This is a genomic window from Polymorphum gilvum SL003B-26A1 (assembly GCF_000192745.1).
Taxonomy (GTDB): Bacteria; Pseudomonadota; Alphaproteobacteria; order Rhizobiales; family Stappiaceae; genus Polymorphum; species Polymorphum gilvum.
Genome location: NC_015259.1, coordinates 3,085,340 through 3,109,534 on the forward strand (window position 1 = coordinate 3,085,340; position 24,195 = coordinate 3,109,534).

The 24,195-nt window shown below is 69.6% G+C and carries 20 protein-coding genes; 12 read left to right on the top strand and 8 right to left on the bottom strand.

Features of this window, described 5'->3' with window-relative positions:
* Positions 1 to 2 precede the first annotated feature (2 nt).
* Entirely contained in the window at positions 3 to 794 is a 792-nt protein-coding gene (locus tag SL003B_RS14455) for a crotonase/enoyl-CoA hydratase family protein (protein ID WP_013653605.1), read from the bottom strand.
* Positions 795 to 947: 153 nt separating this feature from the next.
* Here SL003B_RS14455 and SL003B_RS14460 point away from each other — a divergent pair, with 153 nt between their 5' ends.
* From SL003B_RS14460 to SL003B_RS14475, 4 genes are read left to right on the top strand one after another with little or no spacing between them, the layout of a single operon-like run.
* Entirely contained in the window at positions 948 to 2,786 is a 1,839-nt protein-coding gene (locus tag SL003B_RS14460) for a feruloyl-CoA synthase (RefSeq protein ID WP_013653606.1), read from the top strand.
* 14 nt (positions 2,787 to 2,800) lie between these two features.
* Positions 2,801 to 3,562 carry an SDR family NAD(P)-dependent oxidoreductase gene (locus SL003B_RS14465; protein ID WP_013653607.1) on the top strand — a complete coding sequence of 254 codons (762 nt, stop codon included), beginning with the start codon at positions 2,801 to 2,803 and terminating at the stop codon, positions 3,560 to 3,562.
* A 4-nt stretch (positions 3,563 to 3,566) separates the two neighbouring features.
* Positions 3,567 to 5,264, top strand: coding sequence for an acyl-CoA dehydrogenase family protein (locus tag SL003B_RS14470; RefSeq protein WP_013653608.1), 1,698 nt, complete (start codon positions 3,567 to 3,569; stop codon positions 5,262 to 5,264).
* 26 nt (positions 5,265 to 5,290) lie between these two features.
* Complete coding sequence (locus tag SL003B_RS14475) at positions 5,291 to 5,581, top strand: hypothetical protein (protein WP_013653609.1); 291 nt, start codon at positions 5,291 to 5,293, stop codon at positions 5,579 to 5,581.
* Positions 5,582 to 5,615: 34 nt separating this feature from the next.
* Here the strand turns inward: SL003B_RS14475 and cydC are convergent, their stop codons facing one another.
* From cydC to SL003B_RS14490, 3 genes are all read right to left on the bottom strand, one after another.
* On the bottom strand, positions 5,616 to 7,337 hold the full coding sequence (gene cydC / locus SL003B_RS14480) for a thiol reductant ABC exporter subunit CydC (RefSeq protein WP_013653610.1): 1,722 nt from the start codon (positions 7,335 to 7,337) through the stop codon (positions 5,616 to 5,618).
* A complete protein-coding gene (gene cydD / locus SL003B_RS14485; RefSeq protein WP_148259319.1) occupies positions 7,334 to 9,109 on the bottom strand; it encodes a thiol reductant ABC exporter subunit CydD in 1,776 nt (591 codons plus the stop codon). The genes cydC and cydD overlap by 4 nt, the downstream gene beginning before the upstream one ends.
* Positions 9,110 to 9,754: 645 nt before the next feature.
* Positions 9,755 to 11,254: a CoA-acylating methylmalonate-semialdehyde dehydrogenase gene (locus SL003B_RS14490; RefSeq protein ID WP_013653612.1), complete on the bottom strand. Its 1,500-nt coding sequence runs from the start codon at positions 11,252 to 11,254 to the stop codon at positions 9,755 to 9,757.
* Between the two features lie 159 nt (positions 11,255 to 11,413).
* Between SL003B_RS14490 and SL003B_RS14495 the strand changes: the two genes are divergently transcribed.
* The 3 genes from SL003B_RS14495 to SL003B_RS14505 all read left to right on the top strand — a co-directional run bounded on the left by SL003B_RS14495 (position 11,414) and on the right by SL003B_RS14505 (position 13,767).
* Positions 11,414 to 12,295 carry a LysR family transcriptional regulator gene (locus SL003B_RS14495; protein ID WP_013653613.1) on the top strand — a complete coding sequence of 294 codons (882 nt, stop codon included), beginning with the start codon at positions 11,414 to 11,416 and terminating at the stop codon, positions 12,293 to 12,295.
* A gap of 87 nt (positions 12,296 to 12,382) precedes the next feature.
* Positions 12,383 to 12,631: a hypothetical protein gene (locus tag SL003B_RS14500; RefSeq protein ID WP_013653614.1), complete on the top strand. Its 249-nt coding sequence runs from the start codon at positions 12,383 to 12,385 to the stop codon at positions 12,629 to 12,631.
* Between the two features lie 209 nt (positions 12,632 to 12,840).
* A complete protein-coding gene (locus tag SL003B_RS14505) occupies positions 12,841 to 13,767 on the top strand; it encodes a pirin family protein (protein ID WP_013653615.1) in 927 nt (308 codons plus the stop codon).
* A 27-nt stretch (positions 13,768 to 13,794) separates the two neighbouring features.
* Here SL003B_RS14505 and SL003B_RS14510 read toward each other — a convergent pair whose 3' ends face one another.
* Complete coding sequence (locus SL003B_RS14510; protein WP_148259320.1) at positions 13,795 to 14,802, bottom strand: DUF6030 family protein; 1,008 nt, start codon at positions 14,800 to 14,802, stop codon at positions 13,795 to 13,797.
* 69 nt (positions 14,803 to 14,871) lie between these two features.
* Between SL003B_RS14510 and SL003B_RS14515 the strand changes: the two genes are divergently transcribed.
* The 5 genes from SL003B_RS14515 (at position 14,872) to SL003B_RS14535 (ending at position 21,319) form a co-directional block, all read left to right on the top strand.
* The gene (locus tag SL003B_RS14515; protein ID WP_041376178.1) at positions 14,872 to 16,143 is read left to right on the top strand and encodes an acetylornithine deacetylase/succinyl-diaminopimelate desuccinylase family protein; all 1,272 of its coding nucleotides are present in this window, start codon (positions 14,872 to 14,874) and stop codon (positions 16,141 to 16,143) included.
* Between the two features lie 140 nt (positions 16,144 to 16,283).
* On the top strand, positions 16,284 to 17,789 hold the full coding sequence (locus SL003B_RS14520) for an ABC transporter substrate-binding protein (protein WP_013653618.1): 1,506 nt from the start codon (positions 16,284 to 16,286) through the stop codon (positions 17,787 to 17,789).
* A gap of 106 nt (positions 17,790 to 17,895) precedes the next feature.
* On the top strand, positions 17,896 to 18,846 hold the full coding sequence (locus tag SL003B_RS14525) for an ABC transporter permease (RefSeq protein WP_013653619.1): 951 nt from the start codon (positions 17,896 to 17,898) through the stop codon (positions 18,844 to 18,846).
* Positions 18,843 to 19,682 (top strand): ABC transporter permease, encoded by an 840-nt coding sequence (locus SL003B_RS14530; protein WP_013653620.1) that lies wholly within the window; start codon positions 18,843 to 18,845, stop codon positions 19,680 to 19,682. Before SL003B_RS14525 ends, SL003B_RS14530 begins: the two co-directional genes overlap by 4 nt.
* Positions 19,682 to 21,319, top strand: coding sequence for an ABC transporter ATP-binding protein (locus SL003B_RS14535; RefSeq protein WP_013653621.1), 1,638 nt, complete (start codon positions 19,682 to 19,684; stop codon positions 21,317 to 21,319). The genes SL003B_RS14530 and SL003B_RS14535 overlap by 1 nt, the downstream gene beginning before the upstream one ends.
* A gap of 3 nt (positions 21,320 to 21,322) precedes the next feature.
* Here the strand turns inward: SL003B_RS14535 and SL003B_RS14540 are convergent, their stop codons facing one another.
* The 3 genes from SL003B_RS14540 to SL003B_RS14550 form a co-directional block, all read right to left on the bottom strand.
* Positions 21,323 to 21,916: a class I SAM-dependent methyltransferase gene (locus SL003B_RS14540; protein WP_013653622.1), complete on the bottom strand. Its 594-nt coding sequence runs from the start codon at positions 21,914 to 21,916 to the stop codon at positions 21,323 to 21,325.
* Positions 21,917 to 21,981: 65 nt separating this feature from the next.
* A complete protein-coding gene (locus tag SL003B_RS14545) occupies positions 21,982 to 23,148 on the bottom strand; it encodes an ABC transporter permease (protein WP_013653623.1) in 1,167 nt (388 codons plus the stop codon).
* A complete protein-coding gene (locus tag SL003B_RS14550; RefSeq protein ID WP_013653624.1) occupies positions 23,145 to 24,170 on the bottom strand; it encodes an ABC transporter permease in 1,026 nt (341 codons plus the stop codon). The genes SL003B_RS14545 and SL003B_RS14550 overlap by 4 nt, the downstream gene beginning before the upstream one ends.
* Positions 24,171 to 24,195 lie beyond the last annotated feature (25 nt).

A 24,195-nucleotide genomic window follows, 5' to 3' on the forward strand; every position in this document is an offset into this window, starting at 1 on the left:
GATCACGTTCCCGGCGCCTGGACCTTGCCGGCGCGCTTCTCGAGGAAGGCGCGCAGCCGCTCCTCCGCTTCCGGGCTGGTCGAGGTGAAGGAGGCGATGAAGGACTCGACGAACAGGCCGTCCTCCTTGGCCATGTCCTGGATACGCGGCAGCGCGTTGATGACGGCGTAGTTGGACAGCTCGGCGTTACTCGCCGCCGCGCGCGCCAGTTCCTCGGCCTTCCGCCGCGCCTGACCCTCGTCGACGACGTATTGCACGAGGTTCCAGCGCTCCGCCTCCTCGGCCGACACCACGCGGCCGGTCAGCATCATGTCGGTCATGCGCGCGACACCCATCAGCCGGGCGGCGCGCACCGAGCCGCCGCCGCCGACGAAGATGCCGCGCTGGCCTTCCGGCAGCGCCATGAAGGCGGTACGGTCGGCGACGCGGATGTGGGTCGCCGAGGCCAGTTCCAGGCCGCCGCCGACCACCGCGCCGTGCAGGGCGGAGATCCAGGGAATCGTGCCGTGCTCGATCATGGAGAACACCGCATGCCAGCGGCGCGAGCCGCGCACGCCCTCGATCGGGGTCTTCTGGACGTGCTCGGCGAGGTCGAGGCCGGCGCAGAAATGCTTGCCGTGACCGAAAATCACCGCCGCCTTGGCCTCGCGCTCGGCGCGTGCGACCACCGCGGCGATCGCCTCGACGGCGCGGTCGTTGATGGCGTTGCGCTTTTCGGGGCGGTTAAGGCCCACATGCGCAATACCGTCGGAAAGCTCGTAGCTCACAAACTCCGAAATCGCCGCCTCAGCCATTCGATGGTCTCTCGTTCTTGTCGTTCGGTGGACCCGGGCAGGTTCCACTTGAATTGTTTCCACGGATAATGTTTTTATGCAAACAAATTGATCGGGCCGCGTCAAGGGAATGTTGTACCGCACCGCGGCAGGAGGCTGGTCAGGGAGGAAGGCATGGCAGGAGCGAAGCTGCGCGCGATCAGGTTGTGGTCGCCCCGGTTGAAGTGGCAGGAACGGCCGGACGGCAGCATGGTCGTCTGGCGCGAGGATCCGCTCGGCGCCTATCCGGACAAGATCAACGAGCGCCTGGCGCATTGGGCGCGGGTCGCCCCGGACCGCACCTGGATGGCGGCGCGCGCGGCCGACGGCAGCTGGCGCGAGGTAACCTACGCCCAGGCGCTCGACGCCGTGCGCCGGCTCGGCCAGGCCTTCCTCGACCGCGGCCTGTCGATCGAGCGGCCGGTGATGATCCTGTCGGGCAATTCCATCGAACACGCTCTGGTCGCCCTCGGCGCCCAGCACGTCGGCATCGCCTCGGCGGCGATCTCGCCCGCCTACGCGCTCGTCTCCGGCGATTTCAACAAGCTCGGCGACATCTGCCGCCAGATCACCCCCGGCCTCGTCTATGCCGAATCGGGCACGCCGTTCCAGAAGGCGATCGACGCGGTCGTGCCCGCCGACGTGCCGGTCGTGTCCCTGCGCGACCCCGTCGCCGGCCGCGAGGCGATCGCTCTCGACGACCTGCTGAAGACCGAGCCGACGCCTTCGGTCGACGCCGCCTTCGACGCCGTCGGCCCGGACACCGTCGCCAAGTTCCTGTTCACCTCCGGCACCACCGGCTCGCCCAAGGCGGTCATCCAGACCCAGCGCATGATGTGCGCCAACATGGAGATGGTGGCCGACTGCTACGCCTTCCTGCGCGACGAGCCGCCGGTCGTGGTCGACTGGGCGCCGTGGAACCACACCGCCAGCGGCAACAAGGTGTTCAATCTGGTCATCTACCACGGCGGCACCTTCTACATCGACGAGGGCAAGCCGACGCCCAAGGGCATCGCCGAGACGATCCGCAACCTGCGCGAGGTGTCGCCGACCTGGTACTTCAACGTGCCGGCCGGCTTCGAGATGCTGGTCCACGCCATGGAGAGCGACGAGACCCTGCGGCAGAGCTTCTTCCGCAGGGTCAAGCTGCTGCTTTACGCCGGCGCCGGCATGGCCCAGCACACCTGGGACGACCTCAACCGCCTGGCCGAGCAGACCCTCGGCGAGCGCATCCTGCTCGCCACCGGCCTCGGCTCGACCGAGACCGCGCCGTTCTCCCTGTTCTGCACCGACGAACAGGAGCACCCCGGCAACGTCGGCATCCCGTCGCAGGGCATCACCCTGAAGCTGGTGCCGGTCGGCGACAAGCTGGAGGCCCGGCTCAAAGGTCCCAACATCACGCCCGGCTACTGGCGCAACCCGGCGCTGACCGAGGCCGCCTTCGACGAGGAAGGCTTCTACAAGATCGGCGACGCGCTGCGCTTCGCCGTGCCCGGCGACCCGACGAAGGGCTTCTTCTTCGACGGCCGCATCGCGGAGAATTTCAAGCTGCAGACCGGCACCTGGGTCGCCGTCGGCACGCTGCGCGCCAAGCTGGTCAACCAGCTCGGCGGGCTCGCCCGCGATGCCGTCATCGCCGGCGAGAACCAGGAGGAACTCGGCGCTCTGCTGCTGCCGGTGATGCCGGCCCTGCGCGCCCTGGTGCCCGGCGAGGCCGATCTCGACGACGACGCCGTCCTCGCCCACCCGGCCGTACGCGCCGAGCTGGAGAAGCGCCTGTCCGAGCATGCCCGCCAGGCGACCGGCTCGGCCACCCGCGTCATGCGCGCATTGTTCCTCGACGAGGAGCCGTCGCTCGACAAGGGCGAGATCACCGACAAGGGCTCGATCAACCAGCGCGCCGTGCTCAACCATCGCAAGGCGCTGGTCGAGACGCTGTACAGCGACGACCCGCGCGTCCTTCACGCCCGCTGACGAAAGGCTGCCCCATGAAGATCGACGGAAGTTGCGCCCTGGTCACCGGAGCCGGCTCCGGCCTCGGCGAGGCGACTGCCCGCCTGCTCGCCGGCCTTGGCGCCCGGGTCGGCGTGTTCGACCTCAATGCGGAGGCGGCCGCGCGCGTCGCCGCGGACATCGGCGGCCTGGCGCTCACGGGCGACGTCACCGACGAAACCGCGGCCGGCGCAGCCATGACCGCGGCCGAGGCGGCCTTCGGCCCCCTGCGCATCCTGGTCAACTGCGCCGGCATCGGCACGGCGAGCCGCATCGTCGGCCGCGACGGGCCGATGCCGCTCGCCGCCTTCGAGCGCGTCATCCGCGTCAACCTGGTCGGCACCTTCAACATGATGCGGCTCGCCGCCGCGCGCATGGCCGCCGCCGAGGCGCTGGACGACGGCGCGCGCGGCGTCATCGTCAACACCGCCTCGGTCGCCGCCTTCGACGGCCAGATCGGCCAGGCCGCCTATGCCGCCTCGAAGGGAGGCATCGTCTCGCTCGCCCTGCCGGCGGCGCGCGAATTCGCCCGCAGCGGCATCCGCGTCAACACCATCGCACCCGGCATCTTCCTGACCCCGCTGCTGCACACCCTGCCGCAGGAGGCGCAGCAGAGCCTCGCCGCCAGCATTCCCTATCCGAGCCGGCTCGGCGATCCGGCCGAGTTCGCCGATGCGGTGCGCTTCTTCGTCGAGAACCAGTATGCCAACGGCGAGGTGCTGCGGCTCGACGGCGCCGTCCGCCTGGCGCCGAGGTAGTCCCATGTCCTTCTACGCCCTCCAGGCCGACCGCACGGCGGCGATGCTGGCCGCCACACCCGGCTGGCGCCGGCTGCTGGCGCTGCGCCCCGACCTCGACGACGACACCGCCGCAGCCATCCTCGGCGAGGCCGCCAGGATCGCCGAGGGCGTCGTCGCCCCGCTCAACGCGCGCGCCGACCGCGTCGGCTGCCGCATCGAGGCCGGCCGGGTGCGCACGCCCGAGGGCTATGCCGACGCCTACCGCCAGCTCGGCGAAGGCGGCTGGCTCGCCATGGACGCGCCCGAGGCGCATGGCGGCCAGGGCCTGCCGGTCACCCTGCAGGCCGCCTGCCAGCCGCTGTTCGAGCGCGCCTGCATCGCCTTCATGATGGCCGCCGGCTCGGCCCATGCCGCCGTCCAGCTGCTGCACGAGGTCGCCGACGCGGACACCGCCGCGGAATGGATCCCACGCCTCGCCACGGGCGAATGGGCCGCGACCATCTGCATTTCCGAGCCCGACGCCGGCTCCGACGTCGGCCGCATCCGCACCCGCGCCGCGCGCGCCGGCGACGGCTGGACGGTCACCGGCGAGAAGATCTGGATCTCCTTCGGCGACCACGACATGACGCCGCGCATCGGCCACTGCCTGCTGGCGCGCACCGGCGACGCGCCGGGCACGCGCGGCCTGTCGCTGTTCCTGGTGCCCAACACCCGCGTCGACGGCTCGGCCAACGCCATCACGGTCCAGCGCATCGAGGAAAAGCTCGGCCTGCACGGCTCGCCGACCTGTGCCCTCGCCTTCGAGGGCGCCGAGGCGGTGCTGCTCGGCGCCGAAGGCCGCGGCCTGCCGCAGCTGTTCGCCATGATCGAGATGATGCGCCTGTCGACCGCCTGCCAGGGCCTCGGCGTCGCCTCCGGCGCCTGCGACACCGCCCGCGCCTATGCCGCGGAGCGCCGCCAGGGCGGCGATCCGGCCGCGCCTGCCGTGCCGATTCTCGCCCATGCCGACGTGCGCCGGCAGATCCTCGACATGGAGGCGCGCACCGAGGTCCTGCGCCTGGCGATCCTGGAGCTTGCGACGGCGATGGATCTCGCCCGCTGCGAACCGGATCCGGCCGTGGCGGCCGACCACGCCGCCTTCGCCGCCTGGATGCTGCCGCTGGCCAAGAACTTCGGCGGCGAGACCGGCTTCGACGTCGCCAGCCGCGCCATCCAGGTACTCGGCGGCGCCGGCTACACCCGGGAGTGGCCGGTCGAGCAGGCGCTGCGCGACACCCGCATCGTGTCGATCTACGAAGGCACCACCGGCATGCAGGCGCTCGACTTCCTGACCCGCCGGCTGTGGCGCGACGAGGGCCGCGGGCTCGCCCTGTTCCTCGCCCGCGCCCACGCCGAGATCGCCGCCGCCCAGCCGCAACAGGCCGAGGCGGCGACCGCGCTGGCCGACCTGCTCGGCCGCTTCGAGCGGCTGTCGTCGGAAATGATGGCGCTGAGGAACGATCCGCGCGCCGGCGAACTCGCCTCAGACGGCTATCTGCGCGCAGCCTGGTGCGCCCTCACCGGCTGGATGGCGCTGCGCCTCGCCGCGCCGAGCCTGCCCACGCCGCTCGCCGGCCTGTCGGCCTGGCGGCTGGCCGGGCTTGCCGCCGAGTTCGAGGCCCATGCCGCGCGCTGCCGCCTCCCGGCCGCGCTCGCCGACGCCCCCTTCGCTGCCGGCTAGACCGCTGTCCGATCAAGCGGAACCGCATGATCGACAAGAAATCGCTCCAGCTTGGTCACTGGAGCATGGTCCGACCGGATCGATTCGAGGCGGGCGTCTTCTACTCCGAGAGCGACATCGAGGGCTTTCACATCGAGGCGGAGACGCCCGACGCGTTCGAGACGCCGATGAAGGAGACGGCGATCGAGCTCATCGTCGAGAACCATCTGTCAGCGCCTGACCTTGCCGGCAAGCGCTCCGGGACCTCGTCCCTGCGATCTTCTGGCGGGGGCCGAACCTGCCGAACGCCGCAAAGTGACGTGGTCGGCGACGTCTAGCGTATCGCCTGCGACGCCGTCCGCCCCGCCGCCCTCAGCCCGCCACGATCCGGCCGTCCGTGAGCCGCAGCACGCGCTCGGCGAGCGCCGTCTCGCGGGCGCGGTGGGAGATCATCAGCACGGCCGCCGGGCCGCGCAGGGCGGAAAAGCTCGCCAGAACCTCGGCGGCGGTCGCCTCGTCGAGGCCCTCGGTCAGTTCGTCAAGGATCCACAGCCGCGGCCGCGTCAGCCAGGCGCGGGCGAGCGCCAGCCGGCGCGCCTCGCCGCCAGACAGACCCTCGCCGGCCTCGCCGATGAGGGTCGCAAGCCCGTCCGGCCGACCGCGCACCAGGTCGCCGAGCGCCGCCCGGTCGAGCGCCTGCCACAGGGCATCGTCGGAGGCGGCCGGATCGGCGACGCGCAGGTTGTCGGCCACGGAGCCGGAGAACAGGTAGGCCTTCTGGCCGACGACGGCGACGGTGCGGCGCAGCTCGGCTTCCGGCCAGTCCTCGAGCGGGCGGCCGAACAGGCGCAGGCACCCCCCGTCGGGCTTTTCCAGGCGGGCGGCGAGCGCGATCACCGTCGACTTGCCGCAGCCGCTCGGCCCGACCAGCGCGATCGAGGCGCCCGGCGCAAGCGTCAGAAAGGCGCCGTCGAGCACCGGCCGGCCGGCGCCCGGATAGGCGAAGCAGACGGCGTCGAGCTCCAGCGCCGGCGCGTCGGGGTCGGCCGCCATGGCAGGGGCTTGGCCCCCGGTCTGGACCCCGGTCTGGGACGCCATCCGCTCCGGACGGCGCTGCGGCAGGCGCGCCGCCGCCTCGGCGACCGGCACGACGCGCGCGGTCGCCCGGCGCATGCGGACAAGGCCGGCGACGCCCGGCAGGATCGCGGCCAGCACTTCCGGCAGGGCCAGCACGACGAGCAGCAGGCCGATGGCGAGCGCGGGATCGAGCATGCCGGCAGCGGCCGCCGGCAGCAGCAGGACGAGGCCGGCGGCAAGGCCGATCTGGCCGGCGACGGCGGCGATCTCGATGCCGAGCGCCTCGCGCCGCTCGGCTCGGTCCTCGGCGCGGATCAGCCGCGTGCCCGCGTCCTCGATGCCGGCCGCCGCCGCCTCCAGCCCGCCGTAGACGGCAAGGTCGCGCCGGCCGGCAACCAGATCGACGGTCCTCAGGCGCAACGCCTCGTGGGCGGCCTCGGCGCGGCGCGCGTCGCGGGCGAGCGCGCGCCCGACGCCGAGGCTCGCCGCGCCGGCGATCGGGGCCGTGGTGACGGCGACGGCGACCAGCGCGGCGGGCGCCAGCAGCAAGGCTGCGCCGGCGACGAGGGCGAGCGCCACCGCGGCGACGAAGGCCGGCACGACGAGGCGCAGGTAGACCCGGTCCATCTGGTCGATGTCGGCGGTCAGCCGGTTGAGCAGCCGGCCGCTGCGCGTCCTGCCGGGGCCCTCGGCGCGCGGGCGGGCGGCCAGGCCACGGAACAGCAGGGCACGCAGGCCGGCGAGGAAGCGGAAGGTGGCGTCGTGGGTGATCATGCGCTCGCCATAGCGCCCGGCGGTGCGGGCGATGGCGAAGGCGCGGATCAGCGCGCTCGGGGCGAAATAGTTGAGCGTCGCGCCGGCCAGACCGGCAACGGCGGCGGCGGTGATGAACCAGCCGGCGACGCCGAGCAGCGCCAGGCCGGCGAGCGCCGGCACCAGCGCCATGGCGAGGCCGAGCAGGAAGGCGCCCGGACTTTCGCGGTACTGCAGGCGGACGAGGGTGCGGATCGGCTTCATGACCGCCCCTCCTCCACCGCGCCGCCACCAACGCGAAGCAGCCGGCCGGGGCGCGCCAGCAGCACCGGATCGTGGCTGGCGATGATCACCGTGCGGTCCCGCGACAGCGCGTCGAGGCCGGCAATGACGCGCTCGGCGGTGTCGGCGTCGAGGCCGGCGGTCGGCTCGTCGGCGATCATCAGGCGGGCTTCGGTCCTCAGCGCGGCGCGGGCGAGCGCGATGCGGCGCGCCTCGCCGACCGACAGGCCGAAGCCGTCCTCGCCGATCCGGGTGTCGAGGCCGCGCGGCAGTTGCTCGACCAGCGCCCGGGCGCCGGCGAGGTCGAGGGCGGCGGCCAGTTCCGCCGCGCCGGCGTCAGGCCGGGCGCGCAAGAGGTTCGCCCGCAGCGAGCCGTAGAACAGCCGCGGCTCCTGGCTCAGCCAGGCGAGGTCGGCGCGCCAGCGGGCGAGGTCGAGGCCGGCGAGGTCCTCGCCGTCGACGGTGACGCGCCCGGCCTCCGGGCGGTGCAAGCCGAGCAGGCAGTCGAGCAGGGTCGTCTTGCCGGCGCCGGAGCGGCCCTCAAGCAGCACCCGCTCGCCGGGCGCGACCGCGAAGGAGACGCGGTCGAGGATCGCGGCTCCACCGAGGCGGAGCGTGACCGCCTCGAAGCCGATCGCGGCCGGGCCGGGCCGGTCGCGGCGGATCGTAACAACGGGTCGGCTGGTTTCAGGCGTCATGTCGGAGAGTTTCCGGACAGTTTCAAGCGGCAGGCCGGCGAGCTTTTCGGCCGCGCCGTGGGCGCTGGCGCGGTCGTGGTAGGCGGTCGCGAAGGCCCTCAGCGGAGCGTAGAAATCGGGCGCCAGCAGCAGCACGAACAGGCCGCCGGCGAGCGTCATCGGACCGCCCCAGGTCCCCGCATCTATCTGTCCGATAAGGGAAAATCCGACATGGATGGCGACGAAGGCGATGCCCAGCGCGCTGAACAGCTCGAGCACGGTGGAGGACAGGAAGGCGATCCTGAGCACCTTCATGGTGGCGACGCGGAAGCGCGTGCCGGCGGCGGCGACATCGTCCTCAGTGCGCCCGAGCGCGCCGAAAAGTCTCAATGTTTCCAGACCCTTGATCCGGTCGAGCAGGAAGCCGCCGAGCCGTTCCAGCTCGCCATGGCGCTCCTCGCTCGCCGTCTTGGCGCGCATCCCGACCAGCGCCATGAACAGCGGAATCATCGGTCCGGTGAGGACAAGGACCAGCGCCGCGACCCAGTTGACGGTTAGGGTGGCCAGCACCAGGGCCGCCGGCACCAGCATCAGGCGGCGCTGGAGCGGCAGAAATCTGCGGATATAGGGGCCGATGGCCTCGACATGATCGGAGACGGCCACGGCGACGGCACCGGCCGGCGGCAAAGGCGTGCCGGGGGATAAGTCGGCAAGACCGGCGACCAACCGCGCGCGCAGGTCGCCCTTGACCCGCTGCGCCGCCTGCTGGGCAAGCCCCGCGGCATGGCGGGCGAGCCCCATCCGGATCAGGGCCAGAACGAAAATCGAAGCCCCAGCAAGGACATAGATCCAGGATTCCTGCGGTTCAGAGCCGACGAGCGCGCCGGCTGCCATCGCCAGCGCCGCCGCCTGGGCGATCCACAACAGGTCCGCCAGCGCCGCGATGGTCCCGGCGCGCCGCAGCACGGCACGCTTCGGTGCCAGCGCCTGCTCCAGAAACGCCTTGCCGCTCGCACTCGACGCGCCCTCCCCGTCGTTGCCCATCCCGTCGCCGTGCGTGCCTTCGGCCTGTGTCATGGTCCGCGTGTTGCTGCCCGTTCCAACGCCCGTCCTGCGCTCCTCTTCGCCCTAACCCGACCGGAGAGGCATTACAACCGGGAAACGGAAGCCGGTTTGCCGCATTCCCTGTCGACCACCGCCTGGAGCGCGTCGCTCGGCGGGATCAGACGTTTTTGCCCCGAAAATTGACCTCACGGAAAAATTTCGGATGCGCGGCCCGGACCGATATGATTTAATATTTATATATCGATCAGTCGTTTTCAGAGTTTTCTTTTTAAAATCTTTGTGCAATTTGCCTCCGCCGCGACTTGGCGGACCCGGGAGGCGCGATTTCCGCCGAGACGGCACCCGCGATCAAACTTGAAAAAGCCGGCCCAGCCGGCTTTTTTTTGAGAATGGCTTCCCCCCTCATTTCCAAGGGTCCGCCGATCGGCAACCGCCGTACCGGCACTTCCGTCAGCACGCCGATGTGAGACGGGAGAGGGCGGCATCGGTCCGAATGGTGTTACGGACGCCAGCAGCACGATCCCTGCCGATTGGCCGGCGGACAGCCAGGCCGGACCGGCTGCCTTTTGGCGCCTCTCGAAGGTCAGGACTGTTTCGACACCCAAGACGACGAAGGGGGCCCAAGGCCCCCTCCGCTTGCGATCTGTGCGACTACGCTCACTTCATCGTCGGGATGACGAATTCGGCGCCGTCCTTGACGCCGGACGGCCAGCGCGCGGTCACCGTCTTGGTGCGGGTGTAGAACTTGAACGCATCCGGCCCGTGCTGATTCAGGTCGCCGAAGCCGGAGCGCTTCCAGCCGCCGAAGGTGTGGTAGGCGAGCGGCACGGGGATCGGAACGTTGATGCCGACCATGCCGATGTTGATCCGGCTGGCGAAATCGCGGGCCGTATCGCCGTCGCGCGTGAAGATCGCGGTGCCGTTGCCGTATTCGTGGCTCATCGGCAGTTCGATGGCTTCCTCGTAGGTCTTGGCGCGCACAACCGACAGCACGGGCCCGAAGATCTCGGTCTTGTAGATCTCCATGTCCCTGGTGACGTGGTCGAACAGGCACCCCCCCATGAAGTAGCCGTTTTCGTAGCCCTGCATCTTGAAGCCGCGGCCGTCGACGACGAGCTTGGCGCCTTCCTCGACGCCCTTGTCGACCAGACCCTTGACGCGGGCAAGGGCTTCCCTGGTGACCAGAGGACCGAAATCGACGTCGTTGCCGGCGGTATAGGGCCCGATCTTAAGCGCCTCGACGCGCGGGGCGAGCTTCTCGATCAGCCTGTCGGCCGTGGCCTCGCCGACCGGGACGGCGACGGAGATCGCCATGCAGCGCTCGCCGGCCGCACCGTAGCCGGCGCCGACCAGGGCGTCGACGGCCTGATCCATGTCGGCATCCGGCATGATGATCATGTGGTTCTTGGCGCCGCCGAAACACTGCACGCGCTTGCCGGCCGCGCAGCCGCGCGAATAGACGTAGTGCGCGATGGCGGTTGAGCCGACGAAGCCGACCGCCTGGATGATGTCGTCATCAAGGATGGCGTCAACCGCGTCCTTGTCGCCGTTGACGACGTTGAGGATACCGGCCGGCGCGCCGGCCTCCAGCATCAGTTCGGCGAGCATGATCGGCACGGAGGGGTCGCGTTCGGAGGGCTTCAGGATGAAGGCGTTGCCGGCCGCGATGGCTGGGCAGAATTTCCACATCGGGATCATGGCCGGGAAATTGAACGGCGTGATGCCGGAGACGACGCCGAGCGGTTGGCGCATGGAATACATGTCGATGCCCGGGCCCGCGCCTTCGGAGAACTCTCCCTTCATCAGATGCGGGGCGCCGATGCAGAACTCGGCCACTTCGAGACCTCGGATGACATCGCCCTTGGCGTCGGGGATGGTCTTGCCGTGCTCGCGCGACAGGGCTTCCGCGAGCTTGTCCATGTCCCGGTGCAGCAGGTCGACGAACTTCATCATGACGCGGGCGCGTTTTTGCGGGTTCTGCGCCGCCCAGGCCGGCTGGGCGGCAGCGGCGTTCTCGACCGCGGCGCGCAGTTCCGCCTTGCTGGCCAGCGCCACCTTGGCCTGGACCTCGCCGGTCGCCGGATTGAAGACGTCGGCGAAGCGGCCCGACGTGCCCTCCACATGCTTGCCGCCAATGAAATGTCCGATGGTGCGCATGTCGTTTCTCCCCTGATCGCCGGCCTTCCAGTCCATTTGTCCGGCTTCGTTGGCTCGGCATCTTTCCTGCCGCTAATTTTTGCGGAAAACAACCGTTCGTTTTCCGTATCCGTTGTGCAAAAATAAACATAACAAACTCATCCACCGGACCACAATGCCATGAATTGGGACGACGTCAGGATGTTTCTCGCGGTCGCCCGAAGCGGCCAGATCCTCGCCGCCAGCCGACGACTCGGGCTCAACCACGCCACGGTGGCCCGGCGGCTGACCGGTCTGGAACGCACCCTCAAGACGAGCCTGCTCGAGCGCAGCACCAGCGGCTGCGTGCTGACGCCGGCCGGCGAGCGCTTCATGACCCATGCCGAACGCATGGAGGCCGAGATGCTGTCGGCCGCGTCCGAACTCACAGATACGGACATCGACGTCTCCGGCACCGTGCGCATCGGCGCGCCGGACGGCTTCGGCGTCGCCTTCCTCGCGCCACGCCTTGGCGACCTCACAGCGCGACATCCGAACCTGACCGTGCAACTGGTGCCCGTGCCGCGGTCCTTCTCCCTGTCGCGCCGGGAGGCCGACATCGCCATAACCGTCGACCGTCCCGAGCACGGCCGGCTGATCGCGCGAAAGCTGGTCGACTATGCGCTCGGGCTCTATGCCTCTGCGGATTATCTGACCCGGCGCGGCACGCCGAAGACCGCGGCCGAACTGCGCGGCCACGATCTGGTCGGCTATGTCGAGGACCTGCTCTACTCGCCGTCGCTGAACTATGGCACCGAAATCGTTCGAGACTGGTCGGCCCGGTTCGAGATCGCCTCGGCGCTGGGCCAGACCGAGGCCGTGCGTGCCGGCGCCGGCATCGGCATCCTGCACGCCTTCATCGCGCGCATGGACGCGTCGCTGGTGCCGGTGCTGCCCGAGATCCGCATCCACCGCGCCTACTGGATGGTGACACACGAAAGCTCGCGCCCGTTGCGCCATGTCTCGGTGGTGCAGGACTACCTGCGCGACTGCCTGACGCGCGAGCGGGCCATGTTCGCCTGACGCCGCGATCATCGTGCCGGCGCATCACGTCTGCCTTGCCCGAGCGTCTCCTGAGACGGGACACAACGAACCCGGAAAGGACCATCCATGACCGAGGTTTCCATCGCGCTCACCGGCAACAACAAGGAAAACGTCCGATACGTCCTTCTGGGCGGCAAGAGATGGGGGCTGAACGGCGAGCCCTACGGCACGGGCCAGGAGGTCGCCGCCGGCGATCGCGACTGGACGGTCGACTTTCCCACGACAGTCGGTTCCGGCACGATCACGGTGCCCGACCAACCCACGGCGGTCATGACCGTCGACGCCGACGACGACAAGGTTACCGTCAGCTTCTGATCGCTCCGCACGGCCAGGTCCGCCCGCCCGTGCTTGAGGGCGGATCCTGCGATCAAGGCCGTCCGGAAATCGTGCACGTCGCACAGGCTGGACAGGCGGTGCGCCGACAGGAACGACGGCCGGCAGGAAACGCACTGTCAGTGGACATTTCGCGGCCCGCAATCCACTGTGATGGACAGCATCTCGTCTCAGGCAAGAGGAGGCTGAGCATGACCTGGACAGGCGCCCCCGATCCGACACCCGGCGATGCGCGCTCCTGCGACGCGATCGAGATGATCGTCATGCCGCGCACCAGCGATCTCGGCGGCTTCGAAGTCCGGCGCGCCCTGCCGTCGGCGAAACGCCGGATGGTCGGGCCCTTCATCTTCTTCGACCAGATCGGGCCGGCCGAACTGCTGGTCGGCGGCGGTGTAGACGTGCGTCCGCACCCGCATATCGGGCTCGCCACGGTGACCTATCTGTTCAAGGGCGAGATCCACCACCGCGACAGCCTCGGTTCGGACCAGCTGATCACGCCGGGGGCGCTGAACTGGATGTCGGCGGGGCGGGGGATCGTCCACTCCGAGCGCGAAAGATCCGAGCGCCGGTCGGCGCCGCGCGACCTGTTCGGCATCCAGAGCTGGGTTGCCCTGCCCGAGCGGCAGGAGGAAAGCGATCCCGGGTTCTGGCATCACGGTACCGCCGACCTGCCGGAGATGTCCGCCGACGGCGCGACCGTGCGCATCATCGCGGGCGACCTGTTCGGGGAGCGATCGCCGGCCACCACCGCGTCCGAGCTGTTCTATGCCGATGTGGCGCTCGCTGCCGGGGCACGGATCCCGCTCGACGCCGCCCACGAGGAACGCGGCCTCTACACCCTGGAGGGCACCGTGGAGATCGCGGACCAGAGCTTCGGACCGGGACAACTGCTGGTCTTTCGCCCCGGCGATCCGGTCACCATTCGTGCGAGCGCGGCCGGGCCGGCCCGGTTCATGCTGCTCGGCGGCGCGCCGATGGACGGCCCCCGCCACATCTGGTGGAACTTCGTCTCGTCGTCGAAGGAGCGGATCGAACAGGCCAAGGAGGACTGGCGGCGCGGCCGCTTCGACATCGTGCCGGGCGACGAGAACGACTTCATTCCGCTGCCGGAGCGCTGATGACCCGGAAGGCGGCCGGGGCGCCGGTCAGCGACGCGCGGGCTTGCGTCCGTCGTTGTGTTCGAAACCTCGCGCCGGCCGGATCAGGTCCGGTTCGCCGAAGTCGACAATGACGTTGATGCGCCTGTTCGCGGATGGGTCACCGGTCAGGTTCGGATCTTCCGGCGCAACGCTCAGACGCACGCCGCGGTCGGTCATTTCCAGCCGTTGCGGCGTGGCGATGGCGTCGAGAAAACGCCCCGGAATGGCCCAGGCATAGCGCCGCGACAGGGCCTGCAGCACGTCGACCATCATCTTCCGCCCGGTGCCGAAGGTGTCGATGTTCGCCCCGTTCAGTTTCAGGCGTAGATGATCGGCCGTCGCTTCGTCTCGACCGCGTAGCAGGAAGAACATGGTCGTCGGGCCACCGTCGACCGTCGACGGTCCGATCTCGACCAGCTCGGAACTGCATTGCCAGTGGCCGACGTGATAGGGGTCCGGGTGCCAGCCCTTGTTCGGTAACCCGAGGATGGCCAATTCCACGCACAAATCGTGCGGCGAGCCGGAAAACGACAGCTTGAGGATCGCTGGAACTTCCGGCGCCGGAGCCGTAAGGCGGGCCTTCAGCTGTTCCGGCAAGGCGGCAAGCGGATCGGGCGGCGGAGGCGGCGGAGCGTCCGCAGGCGGCGACGCCAGACCGAAGCGCCAATCCGTCATCGAGCCTGCGAGCAGGCCGGCCACAACCATCAGGAACGCCAACGGCAGGCCGATCAGCAACGCCGCACGGACGTCGCGGCGGTGCCGAGCAGGCTTGACCGCGCTGTCATTGATGCCCTGCAAGGCCGGTTCCGCGACCGCCTCGTCGCCCCAGATCCTGCGCCGCGTCTGCGCCCGGCGAGCCGCAGAGACCGGATTCGGGCGTGACATACGCGGCCTACCGCGGTGATCCTTCATGACCTCACGGCCCGCCTGCTTCTGTTGCGCCGGGACCGACGCCGGCGGCACTATTGAGCATTGCCGCGATGCTGGCAAGAATGAGGCGCGGACGAGGCCCATTTCCCCTTCCCTTCCCTCCGCGAGCGGATAAACTCCTTGCGGTTCAAGGTGCTGAGCGGGACGGACCGGATGCTGGAGGCGCTGCACGCCCGAATTGACGACAAGCGCGCCGACCTGGTCGCCCTGACCCAGAACCTGGTCCGCATCCCGACCGTCAATCCGCCGGGCGAGGCCTATACCCCCTGCGCCCAGCTGATCGGCGAGCGGCTGCGCCGGCGCGGCTTCGAGATCGCCTATATCCGCGGCGAGAACGCGCCGGGCGACAGCGACCGGCATCCGCGCACCAACGTCGTCGCCCGCCATGCCGGATCCAGGCCCGGACCCTGCGTCCATTTCAATTCGCATATCGACGTGGTCGAGGCGGGACACGGCTGGACGGTCGACCCGTTTGCCGGCGTCGTCAGAGACGGCAAGGTCTACGGTCGCGGCACCTGCGACATGAAGGGCGGCCTCGCCGCGTCGATCATCGCGGTCGAGGCACTGCTCGAACTCTGGCCCGATCATGTTGGAACGCTTGAGATTTCCGGCACGGTCGACGAGGAGTCCGGCGGCCTCGGCGGGGTCGCGCACCTGGCCCGTCTCGGCCTGTTCTCCCGGCCGCGGGTCGATCACGTCATCATTCCCGAGCCGCTCAACAAGGACCGGATCTGCCTCGGTCACCGGGGCGTATGGTGGGCGGAGATCGAAACCCACGGCTCGATCGCCCATGGCTCGATGCCGTTCCTGGGCGACTGCGCGGTGCGCCACATGGGCGCCGTGCTGGAGGCGTTCGAAACCGACCTGTTCCCGAAGCTGGCCGCCAAGCACACCGACATGCCGGTCGTGCCGGAAGGCGCAAAGTCTTCCACGCTCAATATAAATTCGATTCACGGCGGCCAGCCGGAAGGCTATTCCGGCCTGCCGTCGCCCTGCGTGCCCGACAGCTGCCGGATGATCATCGACCGGCGCTACCTGATCGAGGAGCACATCGACGAAGTGAAGGGCGAGGTGGTCACGATCCTCGACCGGCTGAGCGCGGCGCGGCCCGGCTTCCGCTACGGCCTGCGCGACCTGCTGGAAGTGATCCCGACCATGACCGACCGGGGCGCGCCGGTGGTGCGGGCGGTTGCCGACGCGATCGAGCAAGTGCTTGATCGTGCGCCGGATTACGTCATCTCTCCAGGAACTTACGACCAGAAGCACATCGCCCGGATCGGCCATCTGCACGACTGCATCGCCTATGGGCCGGGGATCCTCGATCTCGCCCATCGGCCGGATGAATTCGTCGTCATTCAGGATATGATCGACAGCGCCAAGGTGATGGCGCAGGCGGCCCACGCGCTGCTGTCGCAGCGGGCGTGAGCGGGTGCCGAAACCTGCCGGAAAGGCACCGGAGAAGCGCCGGCATCCTGCCGACGACGGATCGCCGGACGGAGACGGACAACGGGACTGCGAAATTCGTCCGGCGCGGGGGCGGCGGACCGACTGGGGAGACGAGCACCATGCATCGAATCGCATCTGGAACCGCCCGCGGCGCGCTGATGGCCGCCGCCACCGTCCTGGCCCTGTGGAGCGCACCGCCGGCGGCGGAAGCGGCGCGCACGGACGTGGTGCTGGGCGTGCGGCTGGAGCCGCCGCATCTCGACCCGACCGCGGGCGCGGCCGCCGCGATCGACGAGGTGGTGTTCATCAACGTGTTCGAAGGCCTGACCCAGGTCGACCGCGACGGCAGCGTCAAGCCGGCTCTGGCGGAGAGTTGGACCATCTCCGAGGACGGCAGAACCTATGTCTTCCAGCTGCGGGAGGGCGTGACGTTCCACGACGGCACCGACTTCACCGCCGAGGACGTGGTGTTCTCGTTCGACCGGGCGCGGGCGGACGACAGCGTCAACGCCCAGAAGGGCAAGTTCGAGGTGATCGACACGGTGACCGCCGACAGCCCGACCCAGGTCACCGTCACGCTGAAGCGGCCGGTCGGCGACTTCCTGATCACGCTCGGCACCGGCGACGCGGTGATCGTGGCGCCGGAAAGCGCGGAGACCAACAAGTCCGAGCCGGTCGGGACCGGTCCGTTCAGGTTCTCCCGCTGGGTCCAGGGCGACCGGATCGAACTGGTCCGCAATCCGGACTTTTGGGGTCCGGCGGCGCGGCTCGACAAGGCGACGTTCAAGATCATCGGCGACAACGCCGCCGCCTTCGCCGCCCTGATGGCCGGCGACGTCGACGGCTTCCCGATCTATCCGGCACCGGAAAACCTGCCGCAGTTCGAGACCGATCCGCGCTTCGCCGTGGTCGTCGGCTCGACCGAGGGCGAAACGATCCTCGCCACCAATAACGCCCGGCCGCCGTTCGACGACCTGAAGGTCCGCCAGGCGATCGCCCACGCCATCGACCGCCAGGCGATCATCGACGGCGCCATGTTCGGCTACGGCACGCCGATCGGCTCGCATTTCGCTCCGCATCACCCGGCCCATGTCGACCTGACCGGCACCTACCCGCACGACATCGACAAGGCGAAGGCGCTGCTCGCCGAGGCAGGCCATCCCGACGGCTTCAAGGCGACGCTGAAGCTGCCGCCGCCGTCCTACGCCCGGCGCGGCGGCGAGATCCTCGCCTCCGACCTGAAAAAGATCGGCATCGAGCTGGAACTGATCCCGCTGGAATGGGCACAGTGGCTGGAACAGGTGTTCAAGGGCAAGGACTACGACCTCACCATCGTCTCGCACACGGAAGCCAACGACATCGATATCTACGCCCGCGACGACTACTATTTCAACTACGCCAGCCCGGACCTGAAGGCGGTCATGGAGCGGCTGAACGCCACGACCGACACCGAGGGCCGCTATGCCTTGATGCGCGAGGCGCAGGAGATCGTCTCTCGCGACGCGGTCAACGGCTACCTGTTCCAGCTGGCCAAGACCGGCGTGTGGGATGCCCGGCTGAAGGGCCTGTGGGAGAACGCGCCGGTGCAGGCCAACGACCTGACCGGGGTCTACTGGGACGAGTGAGGCGACCCGTGACGCGTCGCGGCGCGCAGCATCTGCCGGATCCGGACCTCTCCCTCCTCGAAGGGGGAGAGGAGCGGAGTATGTCAGGCGGGCGGAGCGGCCGCGCATGACCGCGTTCCTGCTGCGCCGGTTCGCCAGCCTGGCCGTCACCCTGCTGGTGGCGACGGGAGTGGTGTTCGTCGTGCTGGAGGTGCTGCCCGGCGATCCGGCGGCGCTCATGCTCGGCGTCGACGCGCGGCCCGATACGCTGGAGGCGCTGCGCCGACAGATGGGGCTCGACCAGCCGGCGCCGCTGCGCTATGCGGCCTGGCTCGCCGGCCTCGTCCAGGGCGACCTCGGCACCAGCCATACCTATGCGGTGCCGGTCGCCGATCTCGTCGGCGCGCGGCTCGCGGTTACCGTGCCGCTGGCGCTCTTGGCGCTGGCGCTGGCGGTCGCGCTTGCCATTCCCGCCGGCGTGCACGCGGCGAGCCGCCGGGGCCGGGCGGCGGACACCGGACTGATGGCGCTGACCCAGGTCGGCATCGCGGTGCCCAACTTCTGGTTCGCCATGCTGCTGGTCTACGTCTTCGCCGTCACCCTGCGGCTGCTGCCGTCCGGCGGCTTTCCCGGCTGGGATGCCGGCCTGCTGCCGGCGCTGAAGGCGCTGGTCCTGCCGGCTGTCGCGCTTGCCCTGCCGCAGGCGGCGATCCTGACGCGGGTGATGCGCTCGGCACTGATCGACACGCTGCACGAGGACTACATCCGCACGGCGCGGGCCAAGGGGCTCTCCGCCGGCGCCGCGCTGTGGCGCCATGCGCTGCGCAACGCCCTGATCCCGGTGCTGACCATCCTCGGCCTGCAGTTCTCGTTCCTGGTCACCGGCACGATCATCATCGAGAACGTGTTCTACCTGCCCGGCCTCGGCCGGCTGGTGTTCCAGGCGATCACCCAGCGTGACCTGGTCGTGGTCCGCAGCGTCGTCGTGCTGCTGGTGGCGCTGGTCATCTGCATCACCTTCCTGGTCGACGTCGCCTATGCGATCGCCGACCCCCGCCTGCGGAGGCAGTCGTCATGAGCCCGGTCGTCGCCGGCGCCCTTGCCAACCGCTCCTTCGCCGCAGGCGCCGCGATCACGCTTGTCATCGCGCTCGCCGCGCTGGTCTCGCTGGCCTGGACGCCGCATCCGATCGACGTGCTGTCGGTCGCCGACAAGCTCAAGGGCCCGAGCGCGCGCCACCTGCTTGGCACCGACCAGTACGGCCGCGACCTCCTGTCGATGCTGATGGTGGGCGCGCGCACCTCGATCGCCGTAGCGCTGATCGCGGTCGGCATCGGCCTTGCCGTCGGCGTGCCGCTGGGCCTGTGGGCGGCGGGCCGCCGCGGCCTTGCCGACGACGTGCTGATGCGCGTCAACGACCTCGTGTTCGCCTTTCCGGCCCTGCTATCGGCGGTCATGATCACCGCGCTGCTCGGCCCCGGCGCAGTCAACGCCATTCTCGCCATCGGCATCTTCAACATTCCGGTGTTCGCCCGGGTAGCGCGCGGGGCGGCGCTGGCGCTGTCCTCGCGCGAGTTCCTGATGGCCGCGCGTGTCGCCGGCAAGAGCGGCCTGCGGATCACGCTCGAGCACGTGCTGCCGAACATCGCCAGCGTGCTCATCGTGCAGGCGACGATCCAGTTCTCGCTCGGCATCCTCGCGGAAGCCGGCCTGTCCTACGTCGGGCTCGGCGCCCAACCGCCGCTCGCGACCTGGGGGCGGATGCTGAACGAGGCGCAGACCATGATGGCCTTCGCCCCGCAGCTCGCGCTCTATCCGGGCCTCGCCATCGTGATGACCGTCATGGGCCTCAACCTGCTCGGCGACGGCCTGCGCGACCTGACCGATCCCAAGCTGCGCCAGAGGCAGGCCTGATGGCGTTGCTTGACCTTGACGCCGTCTGTCTGCACATCGGCGGCACGCCGATCCTCGACGGCCTGTCGCTGTCGGTCGACCGCGGCGAGGTGGTCGGCCTGGTGGGGGAAAGCGGCTCGGGGAAGTCGATGACGGCGCTGTCCGTGCTGCGCTTGCTGCCGCACGGCGCGCGCCTGTCGGGCCGGATCCTGTTCGACGGCCGAGACATCGCCGCGCTGGACGAGGCCGCGCTGTGCGCCTTGCGCGGCAACGAGATCGGCATGGTGTTCCAGGAGCCGATGACCGCCCTCAACCCGGTGCGGACAGTGGGCGACCAGGTCGCCGAGAGCCTGATCTGTCACGGCAAGGCCAACCGCGCCGAGGCCCGCCGCCGGGCGGCCGATCTGCTGGCGCGGGTCGGCCTGCCGGCCGAGCGCCAGTCGCCCGAGCGGTTTCCGCACCAGCTGTCCGGAGGGCAGCGCCAGCGGGTGGTCATCGCCATGGCGATCGCCTGCGGGCCGAAGCTGCTGATCGCCGACGAGCCGACCACGGCGCTCGACGTTACCATCCAGGCCCAGATCCTGACCCTGCTGAAGGACATCGTGCGCGCGGAGCGGATGGGCCTGCTGCTGATCAGCCACGACCTCGCCGTCGTCGCCGACATGGCCGAACGGGTGGCGATCATGAAGGATGGCGCGATCGTCGAGACCGGACCGACCGCCGCGCTGTTCCGCACCTTCTCCCACCCCTATTCGCGCCGCCTGTTCGAGGCGTCCGGCCATGTGCCGGTCCGTGCGCCGGTCCCGGCCGCGCCGGCGACAGGCGCGGCGCAGACGCCGCTGCTTTCGGTCGAGGGGCTGGAGTGCCGCTATCCCCTGCCCCGGGACGGCCTGCTCTCGCCGCGCCGGCATCTGCGCGCCGTCGACGGCGTCTCGTTCTCGCTCGGCGCGGGCGAGAGCCTCGGCCTGGTCGGGGAATCGGGCTGCGGCAAGTCGACCCTCGCCCGTGCCCTGCTCGGCCTGCAGGCGCCGTCGCAGGGCACGATCCGCATCGGCGGGCGAGATCCCTATGCGTCGCGCGGCGCGGCGCTGAAGGCCCTGCGCAAGGACGTGCAGGTGGTGTTCCAGGATCCCTACGGCAGCTTCGACCCGCGCCACAGGATCGCCCGCACGATCGGCGAGCCGCTGCACCTGCTGCCCGCGCTGACGGCGGCCGAGCGGCGCGAGCGGGTGGCGGAGGCGCTCGTCTCCGTCGGCCTGAGCGCCCGCGACGGCGAGAAATATCCGCACGAATTCTCCGGCGGCCAGCGTCAGCGCATCGCCATCGCACGGGCCCTGGTCACCGAGCCGAAGCTGATCGTCGCCGACGAGCCGGTGTCGGCCCTCGACATGTCGATCCGGGCGCAGATCCTCGACCTGTTCGCCGACCTGCAGGCCCGCTTCGGCCTTGCCTATCTGTTCATCTCGCACGATCTCGCGGTGGTGCGGGCGATCACCGAGAAGGTGATGGTGATGAACGCCGGCCGGATCGTCGAGCGCGGGGCGACGCAGGCGATGTTCGATGCGCCCGAACACCCCTACACGCGCCTGCTGGTCGCCTCCGCGCCGGATCTGGAGGCGAGCCTGCGGCGCCGCGAGGCGCAAGAAGCAGTCCCGTAAACGTCAGGCGACCGGCTTCAGCAGCCGCAGGCGCCAGGTGACACCCTTCTTGTCGGAGACGAGGCGGCAGTCGTCGAGGACCTGCCAGCGGGCCGGGTCGCCGGTCGCCGCCCACAGGCGGTCGATCAGGCGGTTGGCGCCGGAGTCCGGACGCGCGGGCGAATACATGGAGATGGCGATGACGCCGTCCTTGCTGAGGAACGGCACGTAGCGCTCGACCAGAGCGACCGGATCGTCGGAGAAATGCAGCACCTCGTTGAACACCACGGCGGAGAAGCGCTCGCCCGGGCGCGGCTCGAAGCTGTGCATGTCGCCGGCCACCAGCGCGGCGACGGCGGGATCGACATTCGCGATCTCGAGGGCCGCGGGCGCGATGTCCATGCCGACATAGCGCTTCAGACCCAAAGGCGCGAGGCGCTCGTAGAGCAGGCCCTCGCCGCAGCCGATGTCGAGCACCTCGGAGAGCGTGCCGGTCAGCTTCAGCCACATGCCGAGGATGCCGTAGCGCCCGCTTTCGGGCAGCGCGCGCAGGAAGGCCCAGCGGCCGGCCTCGTATTCCTCGTCCCAGCCCTCGGCGGTGGTTGCATTCCTCGACATCGTGTTGGCTCCAGGTCACTTGCAGCCGGCGCTGCGGCGCGCCGGGCTCCGGCCGCGGCCGGCGGTTACTTGTAGGGATCGGCGGCGTCGCGCAGGCCGTCGCCGAGGAAGTTGAAGGCCAGGACGACGACGATGATCGGCACGATCGGCGCCATCAGCCAGGGATAGACCGTGACGACGGAGATGTTCTGCGCCTCGTTGAGCAACACGCCCCAGGACACGGACGGCCGGCGCAGGCCGAGGTTGAGGAAGGACAGCGCCGTCTCGCCGAGGATCATGCCCGGGATCGACAGCGTCGCCGAAGCGATGATGTGGCTGGTGAAGCCGGGCAGCAGGTGCCGGCGGATGACGCGGCTGGGGCGAGCGCCCATCAGCACGGCGGCCTGGGCGTATTCCTCTTCGCGCAGGGACAGGAGCTTGGAACGCACCGCGCGCGCTAGGCCCGGCCAGTCGAGCAGGCCGAGGATGATGGTCAGGCCGAAATAGATCCACACCGGGCTCCAGGTCACCGGCAGGGCGGCCGACAGCGCCATCCACAGCGGCAGTTCGGGCAGCGAACGCATGATCTCGATCAGGCGCTGGATCAGGCTGTCGACGACGCCGCCGAAATAGCCGGCGATGCCGCCGAAGAAGAGGCCGAGAACGATCGAGATGGCGACGCCGATGAGGCCGACGGTGAGCGACAGGCGGGCGCCGTAGACCAGGCCGGAGAACAGGTCGCGGCCGAGCCGGTCGGTGCCCAGCAGGTAGAAGGTGCCGCCCTCGGCCGGGCAAACGAGATGCACGTCGGCTCTGACCAGGCCCCAGAAGTGGTAGTCGTCGCCGCGGCAGAAGAAGCGCAGCGGCTGCACGCGCTCGCGGTCCTCGGTGTAGACCCACTGCAGCCGCTCCATGTCGACCTCGGCGGTGAGGCCGTAGACGAAGGGGCCGACGAAGGCGCCGTCGTGGAACAGGCGCAGCGTCTGCGGCGGGGCGTAGAGATGCTGGGAATCGCGCGTGTTGGCGGCGTAGGGGGCAATCACTTCGGCGAACGGAACGCACAGATAGAACAGCAGCAGCACGATGCCGGACCACAGGGCGACCTTGTGGCGGCGGAACTTCCACCACATGATCCTCCACTGCGAGGCCTGGTAGTAGCGTTCCTGCTCAGGGGTGAGCGCCTCGCGCGATTGCGGGTTGAACGGCGCCGGATCGACGTAGTGCACGGTGTCCTTCGAGCGCAGGTCGGTCATGCCGCGGCCCTCCCGCCGAGACGGATGCGCGGGTCGAGGACCGCCAGAAGCAGGTCCGAGACCAGCATGCCGACCAGCGTCAGCACGGCGACGAACAGGAGGATGAAGCCGGCCAGGAACTGGTCCTGGCTCTGCAGCGCCGACAGCAGCACCGGGCCGACGGTCGGAAGGTTGAGCACCACCGAGACGATGACCGAGCCGGACACCAGCGAGGGGATCAGGTTGCCGATGTCGGCGATGAACGGGTTGAGCGCCATGCGCAGCGGATACTTTATCAAGAGGCGCCGCTCGCTCAGACCCTTGGCGCGGGCGGTGGTGACATACTGCTTGTGCAGTTCGTCGAGCAGATTGGCGCGCAGCCGCCGGATCATTGCCGCGGTGCCGGCGGTGCCGATGACGATGGTCGGCACGATCAGGTGGGCGAGCACGGACAACGCCTTGCCGGTGCTCCACGGCTGGTCGATGTATTCCGGCGCCATCAGGCCGCCGACCGACAGGCCGAACCACTTGTTGAACAGGTAGAGCAGGATCAGGCCGAGCAGGAAGTTGGGCGTCGCCAGGCCGAGGTAGCCGAGGAAGGTGAAGCCGTAGTCGCCCCAGGAATACTGCCGCGTCGCCGAGTAGATGCCGATCGGGAAGGAGACGATGTAGACGAACAGGATGGTCGTGGCGTTGAGCACGATGGTCAGCGGCAGGGTCGGGCCGACCACCTCGCTGACCGGCTTGTCGAACTCGAACGACCAGCCCCAGTTGCCCTGCAGCAGGCCGTCGAAACCGTGCGGTCCCGGCCACAGGCCGATCCAGATCAGGTAGCGCTCGAAAAACGGTCGGTCGAGCGCGAACTCGGCGCGCAGGAACTCCAGCTTGGCGATGGCGGCCGCCTCGCCGGAACTGCGCAGGGCGGCGATCTGGTTGGAGATGTAGTCGCCGGCCGGCAGTTCGATGATCAGGAAGATGAGGAAGCTGATGACAAGCAGCGTCGGGATCATGGTGAGGATCCGGCGCAGGATGTAGGAAAGCATGCGAAGCCCCTCTTTCGCCGCTCTG

Bases quoted from the DNA above. Each gene is read 5' to 3' on its own strand.
- SL003B_RS14455 (WP_013653605.1), bottom strand. From the start codon at position 794: ATGGCTGAGGCGGCGATTTCGGAGTTTGTGAGCTACGAGCTTTCCGAC.
- SL003B_RS14460 (WP_013653606.1), top strand. From the start codon at position 948: ATGGCAGGAGCGAAGCTGCGCGCGATCAGGTTGTGGTCGCCCCGGTTG.
- SL003B_RS14465 (WP_013653607.1), top strand. From the start codon at position 2,801: ATGAAGATCGACGGAAGTTGCGCCCTGGTCACCGGAGCCGGCTCCGGC.
- SL003B_RS14470 (WP_013653608.1), top strand. From the start codon at position 3,567: ATGTCCTTCTACGCCCTCCAGGCCGACCGCACGGCGGCGATGCTGGCC.
- SL003B_RS14475 (WP_013653609.1), top strand. From the start codon at position 5,291: ATGATCGACAAGAAATCGCTCCAGCTTGGTCACTGGAGCATGGTCCGA.
- cydC (WP_013653610.1), bottom strand. From the start codon at position 7,337: ATGAAGCCGATCCGCACCCTCGTCCGCCTGCAGTACCGCGAAAGTCCG.
- cydD (WP_148259319.1), bottom strand. From the start codon at position 9,109: ATGACACAGGCCGAAGGCACGCACGGCGACGGGATGGGCAACGACGGG.
- SL003B_RS14490 (WP_013653612.1), bottom strand. From the start codon at position 11,254: ATGCGCACCATCGGACATTTCATTGGCGGCAAGCATGTGGAGGGCACG.
- SL003B_RS14495 (WP_013653613.1), top strand. From the start codon at position 11,414: ATGAATTGGGACGACGTCAGGATGTTTCTCGCGGTCGCCCGAAGCGGC.
- SL003B_RS14500 (WP_013653614.1), top strand. From the start codon at position 12,383: ATGACCGAGGTTTCCATCGCGCTCACCGGCAACAACAAGGAAAACGTC.
- SL003B_RS14505 (WP_013653615.1), top strand. From the start codon at position 12,841: ATGACCTGGACAGGCGCCCCCGATCCGACACCCGGCGATGCGCGCTCC.
- SL003B_RS14510 (WP_148259320.1), bottom strand. From the start codon at position 14,802: ATGGGCCTCGTCCGCGCCTCATTCTTGCCAGCATCGCGGCAATGCTCA.
- SL003B_RS14515 (WP_041376178.1), top strand. From the start codon at position 14,872: ATGCTGGAGGCGCTGCACGCCCGAATTGACGACAAGCGCGCCGACCTG.
- SL003B_RS14520 (WP_013653618.1), top strand. From the start codon at position 16,284: ATGCATCGAATCGCATCTGGAACCGCCCGCGGCGCGCTGATGGCCGCC.
- SL003B_RS14525 (WP_013653619.1), top strand. From the start codon at position 17,896: ATGACCGCGTTCCTGCTGCGCCGGTTCGCCAGCCTGGCCGTCACCCTG.
- SL003B_RS14530 (WP_013653620.1), top strand. From the start codon at position 18,843: ATGAGCCCGGTCGTCGCCGGCGCCCTTGCCAACCGCTCCTTCGCCGCA.
- SL003B_RS14535 (WP_013653621.1), top strand. From the start codon at position 19,682: ATGGCGTTGCTTGACCTTGACGCCGTCTGTCTGCACATCGGCGGCACG.
- SL003B_RS14540 (WP_013653622.1), bottom strand. From the start codon at position 21,916: ATGTCGAGGAATGCAACCACCGCCGAGGGCTGGGACGAGGAATACGAG.
- SL003B_RS14545 (WP_013653623.1), bottom strand. From the start codon at position 23,148: ATGACCGACCTGCGCTCGAAGGACACCGTGCACTACGTCGATCCGGCG.
- SL003B_RS14550 (WP_013653624.1), bottom strand. From the start codon at position 24,170: ATGCTTTCCTACATCCTGCGCCGGATCCTCACCATGATCCCGACGCTG.